General features: G+C 54.6%; 15 protein-coding genes. 1 reads left to right on the top strand and 14 read right to left on the bottom strand.

Translation table 11 applies throughout. From position 1 onward, the window contains the following. Position 1: 1 nt before the first annotated feature. From nuoL to ACFOSS_RS11180, 11 genes are read right to left on the bottom strand one after another with little or no spacing between them, the layout of a single operon-like run. Complete coding sequence (gene nuoL, locus ACFOSS_RS11230; RefSeq protein WP_377152490.1) at positions 2-1,846, bottom strand: NADH-quinone oxidoreductase subunit L; 1,845 nt, start codon at positions 1,844-1,846, stop codon at positions 2-4. Beyond that, positions 1,843-2,151, bottom strand: a complete 309-nt coding sequence (gene nuoK, locus ACFOSS_RS11225; protein WP_377153907.1) for an NADH-quinone oxidoreductase subunit NuoK — start codon at positions 2,149-2,151, stop codon at positions 1,843-1,845. The genes nuoL and nuoK overlap by 4 nt, the downstream gene beginning before the upstream one ends. Next, positions 2,151-2,681, bottom strand: coding sequence for an NADH-quinone oxidoreductase subunit J (nuoJ, locus tag ACFOSS_RS11220; protein ID WP_377152488.1), 531 nt, complete (start codon positions 2,679-2,681; stop codon positions 2,151-2,153). The genes nuoK and nuoJ overlap by 1 nt, the downstream gene beginning before the upstream one ends. A gap of 10 nt (positions 2,682-2,691) precedes the next feature. After that, positions 2,692-3,234, bottom strand: a complete 543-nt coding sequence (gene nuoI, locus ACFOSS_RS11215) for an NADH-quinone oxidoreductase subunit NuoI (RefSeq protein WP_377152485.1) — start codon at positions 3,232-3,234, stop codon at positions 2,692-2,694. Positions 3,235-3,243: 9 nt separating this feature from the next. After that, positions 3,244-4,221 carry an NADH-quinone oxidoreductase subunit NuoH gene (gene nuoH / locus ACFOSS_RS11210; RefSeq protein ID WP_377152483.1) on the bottom strand — a complete coding sequence of 326 codons (978 nt, stop codon included), beginning with the start codon at positions 4,219-4,221 and terminating at the stop codon, positions 3,244-3,246. Further along, positions 4,218-6,941: an NADH-quinone oxidoreductase subunit NuoG gene (nuoG, locus tag ACFOSS_RS11205; RefSeq protein WP_377152480.1), complete on the bottom strand. Its 2,724-nt coding sequence runs from the start codon at positions 6,939-6,941 to the stop codon at positions 4,218-4,220. The genes nuoH and nuoG overlap by 4 nt, the downstream gene beginning before the upstream one ends. Before the next feature lie 15 nt (positions 6,942-6,956). Continuing rightward, the gene (gene nuoF / locus ACFOSS_RS11200; RefSeq protein WP_377152477.1) at positions 6,957-8,294 is read right to left on the bottom strand and encodes an NADH-quinone oxidoreductase subunit NuoF; all 1,338 of its coding nucleotides are present in this window, start codon (positions 8,292-8,294) and stop codon (positions 6,957-6,959) included. Then, complete coding sequence (gene nuoE / locus ACFOSS_RS11195) at positions 8,291-8,833, bottom strand: NADH-quinone oxidoreductase subunit NuoE (protein ID WP_377152474.1); 543 nt, start codon at positions 8,831-8,833, stop codon at positions 8,291-8,293. The genes nuoF and nuoE overlap by 4 nt, the downstream gene beginning before the upstream one ends. A 2-nt stretch (positions 8,834-8,835) precedes the next feature. Then, positions 8,836-10,641: an NADH-quinone oxidoreductase subunit C/D gene (gene nuoC, locus ACFOSS_RS11190; protein WP_377152471.1), complete on the bottom strand. Its 1,806-nt coding sequence runs from the start codon at positions 10,639-10,641 to the stop codon at positions 8,836-8,838. A 10-nt stretch (positions 10,642-10,651) separates the two neighbouring features. Next, positions 10,652-11,326, bottom strand: a complete 675-nt coding sequence (locus tag ACFOSS_RS11185; protein ID WP_377152468.1) for a NuoB/complex I 20 kDa subunit family protein — start codon at positions 11,324-11,326, stop codon at positions 10,652-10,654. Positions 11,327-11,345: 19 nt separating this feature from the next. After that, a complete protein-coding gene (locus tag ACFOSS_RS11180) occupies positions 11,346-11,759 on the bottom strand; it encodes an NADH-quinone oxidoreductase subunit A (protein WP_377152465.1) in 414 nt (137 codons plus the stop codon). A 195-nt stretch (positions 11,760-11,954) separates the two neighbouring features. Between ACFOSS_RS11180 and ACFOSS_RS11175 the strand changes: the two genes are divergently transcribed. Beyond that, positions 11,955-12,434: a glutathione peroxidase gene (locus ACFOSS_RS11175; protein WP_377152462.1), complete on the top strand. Its 480-nt coding sequence runs from the start codon at positions 11,955-11,957 to the stop codon at positions 12,432-12,434. Between the two features lie 19 nt (positions 12,435-12,453). Here the strand turns inward: ACFOSS_RS11175 and ACFOSS_RS11170 are convergent, their stop codons facing one another. From ACFOSS_RS11170 to tsaB, 3 genes are read right to left on the bottom strand one after another with little or no spacing between them, the layout of a single operon-like run. Next, complete coding sequence (locus ACFOSS_RS11170) at positions 12,454-12,924, bottom strand: Slp family lipoprotein (RefSeq protein WP_377152459.1); 471 nt, start codon at positions 12,922-12,924, stop codon at positions 12,454-12,456. Between the two features lie 52 nt (positions 12,925-12,976). Next, on the bottom strand, positions 12,977-13,270 hold the full coding sequence (locus ACFOSS_RS11165) for a hypothetical protein (RefSeq protein ID WP_377152457.1): 294 nt from the start codon (positions 13,268-13,270) through the stop codon (positions 12,977-12,979). Between the two features lie 60 nt (positions 13,271-13,330). Then, the gene (gene tsaB, locus ACFOSS_RS11160; RefSeq protein ID WP_377152455.1) at positions 13,331-14,035 is read right to left on the bottom strand and encodes a tRNA (adenosine(37)-N6)-threonylcarbamoyltransferase complex dimerization subunit type 1 TsaB; all 705 of its coding nucleotides are present in this window, start codon (positions 14,033-14,035) and stop codon (positions 13,331-13,333) included. Positions 14,036-14,040: the final 5 nt, after the last annotated feature.

The raw sequence follows: 14,040 nt of genomic DNA, 5'->3' as shown, positions 1-14,040 counted from the left end.
CTTAAACCATCAGCAAAAAACCGAGAACCAAAACGGCACCAAGGCCCAAGGATGTCAGGTACCAGCGCAGATGACCGGTTACGCTGCGTCCTAGCAGGCGATGACAGAACAGGGAGACGGCTGCAATCCCTTCAATGAGTTTGTCGAGCGGGTCAGCCCCTAGCAGTCGAGTCAGCAACAGATAGGGGCGCACAAATAACCGCTCATAGAGCCAGTCAAAGCCCCACGCATGCAACCAGAGTGCGCTTAACGCTTTGCCGGCAGGATGCCGGGCAAGACGTGTCACTAACGTACGTCGCCCCAAAAACAACCAAGCCGCCAATCCGATACCACTGAGTGCAATGGCCGCAGAAAGCAGTTCGAGACCATGTTTACCGGCCTCCAGATGTTCTCCCGGACCGGCAGGCAGTACCGATGACAGCGGTGGCGAAATGAGGGCGCCGACCGTGGTGGATAACAGCATCAGCACGATAAGTGGCAGATGATGGGCCAGGCCTTTTCCTGGATGCGCCTGACAATGCGCTTCGCCATGAAAGACAGTAAAAATCAGGCGGAAGGTATACAAAGAGGTCAGGAAAGCACCGACAAGGCCAGCAACGAGCAGGGATGACTGGTTTGCAGCAAAGACCTGCCACAGGATCTCGTCTTTGCTGAAGAAGCCCGCCGTGACCAGAGGGAGTGCCGACAGCGCCGAGCCCCCCACCAGGAAGCACAGATAGACCAATGGCATACTGCGGCGCAGACCTCCCATCTGGAAGATGTTCTGCTCATGATGCGTAGCAACAATGATGGATCCGGCCGAGAGAAACAGCAGAGCCTTAAAGAAAGCGTGTGTCATCAGATGGAAGATGGCCCCACCCCAGGCCCCTACTCCCAGGGCCAGGAACATATACCCAATCTGACTCATGGTGGAGTACGCCAGAATGCGTTTGATATCGGTCTGGACCAGGGCGGCAAATCCGGCAAGCACCAAGGTGGCAGCGCCTGTCAGTGCGACCCAATGCAACACCTCCGGCTCTTGTAAAAAGAGGCCATGTGTACGTGCTATCAGGTAGACCCCGGCGGTCACCATGGTGGCGGCATGAATCAATGCCGAAACGGGTGTAGGTCCGGCCATGGCATCAGCAAGCCAGGTCTGCAATGGCAATTGCGCTGATTTCCCGACGGCGCCGCCCAATAACATCAGACAGGCCCAGTACAACAGATCAGATGAGGCCTGTTGTGGCTCCTGCGCCAGGCGTAACAGATCCGCGATATGCAATGTGCCGAATTGCTGGTAGAGCAAAAACAGGCCGATGGCCAAGAAGACGTCACCGACCCGCGTCACGATAAACGCCTTGAGGGCTGCAGCCCCGTTGGCTGGATCGCGATAATAGAAGCCGATCAGCAAATAACTGCACAAGCCAACGCCTTCCCAACCCAGATAGACAAACAGCAGATCGTCAGCCAGCACCAGGCACAGCATACTGGCGATGAAGAGGTTGGTATAAGCAAAGAAACGGGAAAAGCCCTCCTCACCTCGCATATACCAGGATGCAAACAGGTGAATCAGAAAGCCGACTCCCGTGACGACACCCAACATGGTCAGCGACAACCCATCCAGTCGCAGGCGAAATGCGGGTTGAAAGTTGCCTACAGAGATCCACTGCCAGAGCGGCTGAACAAAACTGGATTCAGGTATCGAACCCAGGTAGGCACAACCAACCCAGAGTGCAGTCAAAGCGCTAAGACCGATACTCCCCACCCCGATGAGAGTGGCGCGCTGTTCACTCCAGCGCCCGGCCGAAAACATCAGCACTGCGGAGGCCAGCAACGGAAAAACGATAGTCAGGAAAAGTAAGTTCATCCGCGCATCTCGCTCACGATATCAACATCCAGCGTATGGTGACGACGATACAGCATCATCAATAACGCTAATCCTATGCTCGCCTCGGCTGCAGCCAGCGAAATGACGAGTATGTACATTACCTGGCCATCCGCCTGCGCCCAGCGACTCCCCGCCACCACAAATGCCAAGGCGGCCGCATTCATCATGATTTCAATGCTCATCAACATAAAAAGAAGGTTGCGGCGCACCATCAGTCCGGTCAGGCCCAGGCAAAACAGCACACCTGCCACAAGGAGTCCGTGTTCCATTGGCAATCCATTCATCATTTGCCTCCCTCTTTGCTACCGACGGCGATCACATCACCACGTTTATCTTCCCGGCCAAGGTGATAGGCGGTTACCAATCCCGCCAACAATAAAATCGAGGCCAGCTCAACCGCCAGGACATAAGGGCCAAACAACGCGATACCCACTTGCTTGGCGGTAATTTCTGTCTGGGCAATGGCCGCGGTTTGTTCGGCCAGGATGGCATTGACGATAAAAACCAGCTGCAACAATGCCAGCACGCCGGGAAATGCCCAGGTCGTCGGAGACAGCCACTTTTTCTCCTGTACCTGCGCTGACCCCAGATTTAGCATCATGACGACGAAGACAAACAACACCATGATGGCGCCGGCGTAGACAATCACCTGCATGGCGCCAGCGAAGTTGGCGCCAAGGCAGAAAAACAGCATGGCCACAGCAATGACCGAGATGATCAGGTTTAACAACGCATGCATCGGGTTGGTATTGGTTATGACCCTGAGTGTGGCCAAGATGGCAATCAGGGATGAAGCATAAAATGCGAGCTCCATAAGCTTCTCCTCAGGGCAACAGACTCTTGACATCAATCGGTTTTGCTTCGTTTTCGGCATCGCCTTTGGCTTTACCGTCAATCGCCATCCCACTCATTCGGTAGAAGTTGTAATCAGGGTATTTACCGGGTCCGCTGATCAGCAGATCTTCCTTTTCATACACCAGATCCTGCCGACGATACTCACCGAGTTCAAAATCCGGCGTCAGTTGGATAGCGGTTGTCGGACATGCCTCTTCGCACATGCCGCAAAAAATGCACCGAGAAAAATTGATGCGGAAAAACTCCGGATACCAGCGCCCGTCATCTCGCTCGGCCTTTTGCAGCGAGATACATGAGACTGGACAGGCCACCGCACACAAATTACAGGCAACACAGCGCTCATCGCCATCAGGATCCCGGGTTAATACAATGCGTCCACGATAGCGAGGTGGGGTGTAAACCGCCTCCTCGGGGTAGTTCAAGGTGTCGCGCTTGCGCCAGCTGTGCGAGAAAACCATGCCCAGGCTACGCAGCTGGGTGCCAATTCCGTTAATAATCTCTTTAATAATCATAAAGTCACCTTAGTCTGCCTGAATAAGTACGACCGCTGCCGTTGCCAGCATGTTGAGCAATGTCAATGGCAAACAGACTTTCCAGCCAAACGCCATGACCTGATCAAAACGCGGTCTTGGCAACGAGGCCCGCAGTAAGATGAAGAGCATCATGAAAAAAGCCGTCTTCAAGGCAAACCAGACCACCGGTGGCAACCAGGGGCCATACCAGCCACCGAAGAACAGTGAGACGATGAGCGCGGAAACCAGGACGATGCCGATGTACTCACCCACGAAGAACAGGCCCCACTTCATGCCGGCGTATTCGATGTGATAGCCGTCGGCCAACTCTTGCTCAGCCTCTGGCTGATCAAATGGATGGCGGTGTGTCACCGCAACACCGGCGAAGACGAAAGTCACAAAGCCGAAAAATTGCGGAACTATGTTCCACAAACCGGCCTGCGCCTCGACGATCTCGCGCAGGTTGAACGTGCCTGTCTGGATGACAATCCCCATCAGGGAGAGCCCGAGAAACACTTCATAACTCAAGGTTTGTGCCGAGGCGCGCAGGCTTCCGAGTAACGCATATTTGTTGTTGCTCGACCAACCGGCAAACAACACGGCATAGACAGCTAGCCCGGCGATGGCGAAAAAGTACAAGATACCGATATTCAGATCCGCCACCCCCCAATCCGGCGCGATGGGCACAATCACAAATGCCATCAAGAACGCAGTGAATGCGATGATGGGCGCAAGGATAAAAATGGTGCGGTCAGCAAACGGCGGGATCCAGTCCTCTTTGAAGAACATCTTCAGCATGTCCGCCACTAACTGAAACACCCCAAATGGTCCCACACGATTAGGGCCATAGCGATCTTGCCATAACCCCAAAAGCCGCCGTTCGATGAAGCTCATGAAGGCGCCTGCGCCTATCATGACCACCAGGATCAGCAAGGCTTTGCCAATTGCAATCAACACATCGACAACATCAGGAGTCAGCCAGCTCATGCGTTTTCCTCCTGATGTACTGTCTGATGGTGCAGGCACCAGCCCACAGCTGGATGTCCCAAGGGCAGAGCTAGCAGACCTGGGGCCAATCCATCCATCACGCGCAGCGGTAAGGACCACTGTTGGTCATGCCAGCGGAAATGGAACTTGTCGCCTTCCTTCAACCCCAGGCGAGACAAATCGGCACCAGATATCCCGGCACTGAGCTCACCGGCACGCTCGGCGATGAGGGGCGCACGCATCGACAGCTCATCGGAGCCAAATAATTGAGCACGATCGACGACTTGCCAGGTCGATTCATGGGCGACAAATCTTTCCGGTATCGCTTGCTGGTACGGCAGCGCTTGCCCGTCCTGAGCTTCAAACAGCCGAAGTCCGGGATCTCCAGCACGCAGATGCCCCCCCACCTCATCCTGGAATTTGTTCCAGGCTGAAGGCGAATTCCAGCCTGGTGCCCAAGCAAACGGCACTTGTTGAAAGGGCTGTTGGCTACCGCTATAACCTTCCATGGAAAAAGCAAACGCCGTATCACTATCCTGAGCCACTCTAGGCTCATGCACGTTATGGTTGGCCAACATCGCAGTCCGGCCACTGTAACGTTGTGGTGAACGAGCAAGCTTCATCCCCTTGATGCGGAAACGCGCATTAGGTGCCGCCTCTACAATCGGTGCCAAATCGGGTATCGCTGTTGCGCACGCCATGATGATGTCATCCAGATGCGGCCAATGCAGATGACGATGCTGCATCACCCCTTCCAGCGCGCCCAACCAGCGCCATGAGCCCATTACGGCACTGTTAGCATCGTAAAATGCAGGCTCGAAGACCTGAAAGAAGCGTTGCGCGCGCGCCTCGGCGCTTACGACAGTGCCGTCGGTTTCTGCAAACGTCGCCGCCGGCAGGATAATGTCAGCCAATTGGGTCGTTGCTGTGACTTGATGATCGATGACCGCAACGGTTTCTGCTTGCTGCAACGCGCGCTGCACACGAACCGGATCCGCCTGGAGCAGCAGGTCGTTTTCCAAAATGATGACCGAGCACTCCTCTGACTCCTCCAGAATGGCCAAGGCCTGCTCCAGCGGAGCTCCACCCAGCAGGGCTGCCCCCACCGAATTCACCTCTCTGGCCACCAGGAATAACGATACGGCTTGTTGGCGTTGCTGCAGGGCTTTGGCCAGATTCGCCGCCGCATCCAGCAGGGCAACAGACCCTGCCGAGGTGCCGGCAATCACCAGCGGCCGCTTGGCATGAGCCAGCAAGGAAACCATCTGGGTGACAACGGCTTGCTCTGCTGCACTCATATCCGTCACAGCAGGTGCGTCGGGATCCAGTTCATGCGCTAGGGCAAAGCCAATACGCGCTTGATCCTCATAGGCGCCGTAAAATGCTTGTTGCGTCACGTCATCCAGACGGTTCACAGCTAACGCCGTTTGAATCAGGGGATAGTGCTCATTTTGACCAATTGTCTTGACCGCTGCCGCTTGCCAGAGATCGACCTTCAGCGCGGTAGCCAGTTCCCGTGCTTTGCCTTTCACTGCCTGCCGCACACTCAAGGCAAGTCGCGCAGCGCTCTGGGTAATATCCTCGCCGAGGATTATTACGGCATCATGTTCTTCCACCTCTCGCAGCGTAGCCAGCGGAATACCACTGCTACGCTGCAGCTGTACCATGCGATGTAATGCTGCCCACTCACGTAACCCAATGCCGGAAAAGAAATTTTCAGCGCCTACAAGCTGACGCAATGCAAAATTGGACTCAAGGCTGGCACGCGGCGAACCAATGCCCAGCACCAGTTTCCCCGAGCGCAAACGATCGGCCAGTCGGTTGAGTGCGCCATCAACCGTCAGCGGTAAACGAGCGCCCGACTCGCTAAGCTCGGGTTGACGAGGGCGATCGGTGCGGTTGACATACCCGTAGCCAAAACGACCGCGATCACAGAGGAAATAGTGATTGATCGCGCCATTGAAGCGGTTCTCGATGCGTCTGAGCTCACCATAGCGTTCACCAGGACTGATATTGCATCCCAGGCTGCACTGCTGGCAGATACTGGGCGCGAATTGCATATCCCATTTGCGGTTGAAACGCTCAGAATGCGTCTTGTCGGTAAACACACCGGTTGGACACACTTCGACCAGGTTCCCGGAAAACTCACTTTCCAGAGCGCCATCCGCGATACGCCCGAAATAAACATTATCATGGGCACCATAGACGCCAAGATCGGTACCATCGGCATAGTCTTTGTAGAATCGCACGCAACGGTAGCATGCGATGCAGCGATTCATCTCATGGGAAATAAACGGCCCCAAGTCCTGATTCTTGTGAGTCCGCTTGGTGAATCGATAACGCCGGCTATTGTGACCCGCCATCACCGTCATGTCCTGCAGGTGACAGGCGCCACCTTCTTCACAAACCGGGCAATCATGTGGGTGATTTGTCATCAGGTATTCGACGACGCTCTTGCGGAAGGCCTTCGCCTCTTCATCCTCGATTGAGATAAAGGTGCCATCGCTCGCCGGTGTCATACAAGACATGACAAGGCGTCCACGCTTGTCATCGGCATTCTGGTACTGTTTAACCGCGCACTGACGACAGGCACCCACACTACCCAACGCAGGATGCCAGCAAAAATACGGGACATCTAAACCAAGCGATAGGCAGGCCTGGAGCAGGTTGTCTGCGCCATCTACTTCAAATTCCTTGCCATCTATATGGATCGTGGCCATACATTCCAATCCTTGTTACCAACGTTGTTCCAGCAAATTAGGCTGAACCCCAGCAATATCACGACGGTTGTCCAGCACCCCCTGACGGATGCCGGCTTCAAACTCACTGCGGAAATAGCGCAAGGCACTTTGCAGGGGTTCGACGGCGCCCGGGGCGTGAGCGCAGAAGGTTTTGCCAGGACCAAGGTTGACGCATAGCTGTTCTAGCGCCTCAATGTCCCCGACCTGGCCTTTACCCTGCTCCAGCGCACGTAGAATCTTGACACTCCAGGGCAAGCCGTCCCGGCATGGTGTACACCAACCACAGGACTCACGGGCAAAAAACTCTTCCAGATTGCGCGTCAGCGAGACCATATTGACGCTGTGATCGACCGCCATGGCCAGCGCCGTCCCCAGACGGCTGCCCGCTTTGGCTATCGAGTCAAAATCCATCGCTAAGTCCAGATGCTGTTCGGTCAAAAAGTCGGTGCCGGCGCCACCAGGTTGCCAGGCCTTGAATTGATAACCGGATTGCATGCCGCCGGCATACTCCTCGAGTATCTCCCGCGCCGTCGTTCCAAAGGGTAACTCCCACAAACCAGGTTTCTTGACGCGGCCTGAGAAGCCCATCAACTTGGTGCCGTGATCCTTGCTCTTTCCCTGATTCAGGCCCTGATACCAACTCACACCATGCAACACGATGCCGGGAATATTGTTGAGGGTCTCCACGTTATTCACGCAGGTCGGTTTGCCCCAGGCCCCCACCAGTGCAGGGAATGGTGGTTTCGCTCTAGGATTGGCACGCCGTCCCTCCAAGGAGTTGATCAGTGCGGTCTCTTCGCCGCAGATATACCGTCCAGCACCGGTGTGCACGACCAGTTCAAAATCAAACCCGGAGCCGAGAATGTTCTTTCCAAGCAGCCCGGCAGCGGTAGCCTCCACGATGGCCTTGCGCAAGTTGTCAGCCGCCACCACATATTCACCCCGCAGGAAGATATAACCGCGGTAGGTTTGCAGAGCCCAGGCAGCCAGGATCATGCCTTCAATCAATTGATGAGGCAGTTGTTCCATCAGCAGGCGATCCTTGTACGTCCCCGGCTCCATTTCATCGGCATTGCAGAGCAGATACTTGCGATCAAAGCGTGGATCCATGGGCATCAGGCTCCACTTCACACCGGTTGGAAAACCGGCACCACCGCGTCCGCGCAGACCAGCTTCCTTAACCAGAGTCGTTACATCAGGTGGCGCCACTTTACCGACGGTGCGTATCACAGCGTCATAGCCTTGCTTGCTACGGTATTCGTCGATCCAGATCGGGGCTCGATCCGGTCGCAGACGCCAGGTCAGCGGATGGGTTTCAGCGGTCACAATCATGGATAACGCTCCAGCAGCAGAGTTAACTCGGCTTGGGTCAATGATTCGCCAGCGCCAAACGAGTGAGTATCATCGTCGATCATCAAGGTCGGGCCTTTATCGCAATTTCCCAGGCAACAGACCGGCAGGAGCGTAAAACGACCATCCGCCGTGGTCTGACCGAGGCCGATCCCTAGCTGATCCTGCAAGGCTTGCAGCACCGATTGATAACCCGTAATAAAGCACACCACACTGTCGCAGAGCCGTATGACATGACGGCCCACGGGCTGGCGAAAAATCTGGCTGTAAAAGGTGGCGACGCCTTCGACATCGCTATCGGCAATGCCCAATACACCCGCTATCGCCGGAATGGCGCCATCAGGTACCCACCCTCGCTGCTTTTGCACGATTTTTAATGCCTCGATAGAGGCAGCCCGCGCATCTTCGTAATGATGTTTTTCGTGCTCGATGGCATCGCGTTCCTGCGCCGTCAGTTGAAACGGAATCTCGGCGACCGGTGCAGAACAACCACCGTTATGGCATTGACATTCATGGCTCATGATTAGCGATCCACATCCGACATAACAAAATCAATACTTCCCAGATAGACAATCAAATCCGAGACCATGCTGCCGCGGATCACAGATGGGATCTGCTGCAGATGAGCAAAACTCGGCGTTCTTATCCGGGTGCGATAACTCATGGTGCCGCCGTCGCTGGTCAGGTAGTAGCTGTTGGCACCCTTGGTCGCTTCGATCATTTGCAACGATTCGCTAGCCGGCATCACCGGCCCCCACGAGACCTGCAGAAAATGGTTGATCAGAGTTTCGATATGCTGAAGTGTGCGCTCTTTGGGAGGCGGCGTAGTCAGCGGATGGTCGGCCTTGAATGGTCCTGCCGGCATGTTGTGCAGACATTGTTCGATAATGCGCAGGCTTTGCCGAATTTCTTCGACGCGCACCATGGCTCTGTCATAGGCATCGCCGTTTTCACCGACCGGAACATCAAAGTCAAAATTCTCATAACCAGAATATGGACGCCATTTGCGCAGGTCGAAATTCAACCCTGTGGCTCGCAGCCCGGCGCCGGTCACTCCCCATCGCAACGCCTCTTCTGTGGTATAGGCAGCCACCCCGCGGGTGCGTCCGATTAGAATGCTGTTCTTCATCGCGGCTTTGACATATTCATTCAGCCGCGACGGCAACCAGTCGAGCAGATTATCCTTGACCAGTCGTTGCCAACCTTGGGGTAAATCATGTGCCACGCCGCCAATGCGGAACCATGCAGGATGCATGCGAGCACCGGTAATCGCCTCAATGATGGTGTAGATTTTTTGTCGATCCGTGAACGCATAGAACACGGGTGTCATGGCGCCGACGTCCTGGATGTAGGTGCCAAGAAACAGTAAGTGACTGTTGATGCGAAACAGCTCGGCAAGCATGACCCGAATGTACTGAACGCGACTTGGCACCTCTATGCCAGCGAGCTTTTCCACCGCCAGTACATACGGCAAGTTGTTCATCACACCGCCAAGGTATTCAACACGGTCGGTGTACGGAATGTAGCTGTGCCACGACTGACGCTCGCCCATTTTCTCGGCACCGCGATGATGGTAGCCAATGTCCGGGACACAATCGCGGACCTCCTCCCCATCGAGTTGCAACACGATGCGGAATGCGCCGTGCGCAGACGGGTGGTTTGGTCCCAGGTTCAAAAACATGAAGTCTTCGCTATCACTACCGCGCGTCAAGCCCCACTCCTCTGGCTTGAACTTCAGCGCCTCTTGCTCCATGTCCTGCTTGGCAGCATCGAGCATAAAGGGATCAAATTCCGTGGCGCGCGCCGGATAGTCCTTCCGTAGCGGATGCCCCTGCCAACTTTTTGGCATCATGATGCGAGTTAGATGGGGATGGCCATCAAAACGGATGCCGAACAGATCCCATACTTCGCGCTCATACCAGTTTGCATTGGCAAAAACCGCTGTCGCCGTCGGCAGGTGCAGATCACTCTCAGCCAGCGCGACTTTCAAGATAACGTCACTGTTTCTTTCGATCGACAGCAGGTGGTAGAACACCGTGAAGTCGGCTTGCGGCATGCCATCGCGGTGCGTGCGCAGCCGTTCATCGACCGCATGCAAATCAAACAGCATGTTGTAAGGCCGCGCGACCTTGTTCAGGAACCGCAAGGCATCCGTGATCTTGTCTCTGTCTATCCAGACGACAGGAATACCGGTTCTGGTGTTCTGAACATGCAGTGCGTGGGCGCCGAAGCGTGCTTGCAGTTCGATGACCACTTCAGCGTGACGAAAATCATCCGGTTGCCAGTCCTGCATGGTGGCGTTAACCGGAAAATGAGAAGTCAATTGCATGGTGTCAGTCCTAGATTTGATCCGGAGTGCGCAGATTCGTCACCGCAATGCGCTCGCCGCGCTTACGCTCACGTTCAGAATCCATCTGCGGACGATAGATACCCTGATCGCCGACCACCCATGATAGCGGTCGCCGTTCCTTGCCAATCGAATCTTGCAGTAACATCAAAGCTTGCAAAAACGCTTCTGGTCTTGGCGGGCAGCCAGGAATGTAGACATCCACGGGCAAAAATTTATCCACCCCCTGCACGACGGAATAGATGTCATACATGCCCCCCGAGTTGGCACAGGCGCCCATGGAGATAACCCATTTGGGCTCGAGCATCTGTTCATAGAGTCGTTGGATGACTGGCGCCATCTTGATGAACGGGGTGCCGGCGATCACCATGAAATCCGCTTGTCGTGGAGAGGCGCGAATAACTTCAGCACCAAAGCGTGCCACATCGTGGGGGGCAGTAAACGCCGTGGTCATTTCGACATAACAACAGGAAATACCGAAGTTGTAAGGCCATAGTGAATTTTTCCGGCCCCAGTTCACGGCATTGTGCAACACCTCTTCGACTTTACCCATCAAGATGCCCCGTTCGGCCTGTTGCACTAATGGATCATCAACAGTTTCAGGACGTTCAAGCGGATAGCGATCGGGTAATCCATCAGGATCAATACGGGTCAACGAATACTTCATCGGGTTGTAGCCTCACGGATCAATGGCGGTGACCGCTCTTTTTGGTACTCTCAATTCGTTTGACTGGCGCCCAGTCCAGCGCTCGAATGCGCCACAGGTAAACCAGACCAACCAGCAATAACACAATGAAAATGCTTGCTTCGATAAACCCCAGCCAACCACTTTCCCGAACAGACACCGACCAGGCAAAGAGATACAGGGCCTCGACATCGAAGATGACAAAGAACATGGCAACCAGGTAAAACTTGGCGGAAAAGCGCAAGCGGGCAGAGCCTACAGAATCCACCCCTGATTCGAAGGGTTTCTCTTTTGCTCGCCCGAACGCGCGACCACCGAGCAGATAGGCGATTCCGATCATGGCCAGACAAATGCCTATGCCGACGATGAAATAGACGCCGAATGCCCAATGTTGTGCCGAGATGGCGGTAGACATAGACAATTCCTTACACCAAAGCCGAATAACACAAGTCAACGCAGTGCCGCGTGCGTTATTACTATAGGCTATTAAACGTGTATGAATTGTGAGTCTTTTCTCGTATTGTGATGAGAGTGTTACTGGTGAGTTAAATTGACTTGCGAATTAAAATTTATGTGCTAGTGCAAATTTTAAGCAAAATGGAGAAATTGTATGCTTCCCCGCCTCGTTCTTACCCGTTTGGATGGCTCGCTGCTTTCTAATGAACAACTGCAGGACAAGGTATTGCTGATCGTCAATGTGGCTAGTCGTTGTGGCTTTACGCCTCAATATGCTCAGCTACAGAGGCTGCATGATCACTATGCAAGCCAAGGTTTGGTTGTTCTGGCCTTTCCATGCAATCAGTTTGGAATGCAGGAGCCAGGATCCCATGACGAAATAGCCCAGTTCTGCAGCCTGAACTATGGCGTGACCTTTGCTGTCATGGAAAAGTGTGAGGTAAACGGCGATGCGGCACATCCACTGTTTAAATGGCTCAAGCAAGAGAAGCCTGGCCTATTTGGAACAGAAGGCATCAAATGGAATTTCACTAAATTTTTGGTCGATCGTCGGGGAAACGTCGTCGGTCGCTATGCTCCTCAAGTATCACCGGAGCAATTGCAGGAGACCATCGAGCAGTTATTAAGAGACTAACTCAGCGCTTTGTTGCCTCTTACGGCCGAGGCGGCCACAGCCAGTCATCAAACGGGTCTCTTACGTAGCGAACTTCGACCTCTTTGAGTTTTGGCCAGAGTTTGTAGCGCTGCGCATCTACGACGGGAAACTGGTAAGGTTGCTCGCCAATCTGACCGGATTGCCACTGCTTCAAGGTCCCGAGCACAGAGAAACTTCTACCCGCAGCATACAACTGTGGATCGAGCAGCCCTGTCACATGAACCAAAAAACGCCCGGGACTCTGTTCTTGCTGTTGCGGGATCCCATTGGACCTAAGCGGCAGGTATACGAGTTCGATCTCGGTATGATCGGCTTTCACACGGGATGCGACGATCAGGCCGCTCCAGCGTACCGGTTGCCCGATGAGTTGTTTATCCAACGTGAGTGCCTGCGGATACGCAAGCAAGGCGGATTCGGGAGAATAGGCCAGTTCCGCAGGCGTGCTACTACAACCGGCTAATACCAGCATCAGTAGCACTATTCTGCTAAGGGGTGGCCGTTGCCCTCTACCCATGTCAGGCTCAAGCATAGAGATCGACTTTCAACATTTGCTGCAACGCTTCACGACGAGGTTGTGTCGAGATGGACTGATAGGCATAGATGGCTTTGCCTTGCCGCCCCTCAGGTTGGTCATAACTTAAGCGCTCGGCTTCTTCCGCGGCGCCATCATCCAGCTGAATAATGTCGCTGCGGTTTGCCGTTTGCTGTTTTGTTGATTCAATGGCGCGCGGTGTCGATTCAGGCGCAGCAACAACGTCATTGGGGAGAATTCCCCCAAGCGTCGGGTTGCTGAGCTGAATGCCTCGCATCTCCATTGAGTCGCTCCTGTTACCAAAAATCTGCTAGCCAGTATGGATTATGGTCTGTCCCACTAATTATTCTCGACCCGGCAATTTTTTCCAAGCGACTTTATCGCGCAAGTAGACCGGTGTCGCCAGTTCGGGAGCTAAACGTTCGCTGCTTTGGCGGGCAAGGGTCAACAGGTCTTCCGCGCGCGGCAGTTGCTCGCTATCTTGAGATAGCGCTTCGGATACCTGCTGTAACGCCGGGTAGGCGGCAAAACCGGTTCCGCTGCAAAACCATGTTTGCGTCTGTGCCACACTAAGTTGCGCTTGTATGACAGTTGCTGCCTGCTCGGGTGCCATGACCCCTTCCTCGACACTGACTTGCCATCCGTCTGCGGTCCATCTCCAGGCGGCGAAATAGACTTCGCCCATTCGGGCATCGATTGCGGTGAACACACATTCAGCCTGATGGCGACGGCGGGTCCCTTCGGCGAGCGCCAGCAAGTTCGAAACGGGTATCAAGGGCACACCTGCCCCGTGTGCCAACCCTTGTGCGATGCCAATCCCTATGCGGACACCCGTGAAAGAGCCTGGTCCACGTCCGAAGGCTATGGCATCCAACTGCGAGAGGGTGACATCAGCAGACTCTAACAATTGCTCACACATGGGAAGGATCAGCCGTGTATGTGCTTGAGGTGCGACTTCATAGCGCCAACTGATCCGTTGCTGATGCAGCAGCGCGGCCGAACAGGCTTCAGTCGATGTATCCAGCGCTAATATTGTTGCTTGTGTCATCTTGT

It is taken from the genome of Pseudaeromonas sharmana (assembly GCF_042649925.1).
GTDB classification, from domain to species: domain Bacteria; phylum Pseudomonadota; class Gammaproteobacteria; order Enterobacterales; family Aeromonadaceae; genus Pseudaeromonas; species Pseudaeromonas sharmana.
The sequence above is the reverse complement of the archived record's forward strand: the minus strand, read 5'-3'. Positions and strand labels throughout refer to the sequence as shown.

What these genes read in the sequence shown, in the direction of transcription:
- nuoL (WP_377152490.1), bottom strand. Translation starts at nt 1,846, where the DNA reads ATGAACTTACTTTTCCTGACTATCGTTTTTCCGTTGCTGGCCTCCGCA.
- nuoK (WP_377153907.1), bottom strand. Translation starts at nt 2,151, where the DNA reads ATGAATGGATTGCCAATGGAACACGGACTCCTTGTGGCAGGTGTGCTG.
- nuoJ (WP_377152488.1), bottom strand. Translation starts at nt 2,681, where the DNA reads ATGGAGCTCGCATTTTATGCTTCATCCCTGATTGCCATCTTGGCCACA.
- nuoI (WP_377152485.1), bottom strand. Translation starts at nt 3,234, where the DNA reads ATGATTATTAAAGAGATTATTAACGGAATTGGCACCCAGCTGCGTAGC.
- nuoH (WP_377152483.1), bottom strand. Translation starts at nt 4,221, where the DNA reads ATGAGCTGGCTGACTCCTGATGTTGTCGATGTGTTGATTGCAATTGGC.
- nuoG (WP_377152480.1), bottom strand. Translation starts at nt 6,941, where the DNA reads ATGGCCACGATCCATATAGATGGCAAGGAATTTGAAGTAGATGGCGCA.
- nuoF (WP_377152477.1), bottom strand. Translation starts at nt 8,294, where the DNA reads ATGATTGTGACCGCTGAAACCCATCCGCTGACCTGGCGTCTGCGACCG.
- nuoE (WP_377152474.1), bottom strand. Translation starts at nt 8,833, where the DNA reads ATGAGCCATGAATGTCAATGCCATAACGGTGGTTGTTCTGCACCGGTC.
- nuoC (WP_377152471.1), bottom strand. Translation starts at nt 10,641, where the DNA reads ATGCAATTGACTTCTCATTTTCCGGTTAACGCCACCATGCAGGACTGG.
- ACFOSS_RS11185 (WP_377152468.1), bottom strand. Translation starts at nt 11,326, where the DNA reads ATGAAGTATTCGTTGACCCGTATTGATCCTGATGGATTACCCGATCGC.
- ACFOSS_RS11180 (WP_377152465.1), bottom strand. Translation starts at nt 11,759, where the DNA reads ATGTCTACCGCCATCTCGGCACAACATTGGGCATTCGGCGTCTATTTC.
- ACFOSS_RS11175 (WP_377152462.1), top strand. Translation starts at nt 11,955, where the DNA reads ATGCTTCCCCGCCTCGTTCTTACCCGTTTGGATGGCTCGCTGCTTTCT.
- ACFOSS_RS11170 (WP_377152459.1), bottom strand. Translation starts at nt 12,924, where the DNA reads ATGCTGGTATTAGCCGGTTGTAGTAGCACGCCTGCGGAACTGGCCTAT.
- ACFOSS_RS11165 (WP_377152457.1), bottom strand. Translation starts at nt 13,270, where the DNA reads ATGGAGATGCGAGGCATTCAGCTCAGCAACCCGACGCTTGGGGGAATT.
- tsaB (WP_377152455.1), bottom strand. Translation starts at nt 14,035, where the DNA reads ATGACACAAGCAACAATATTAGCGCTGGATACATCGACTGAAGCCTGT.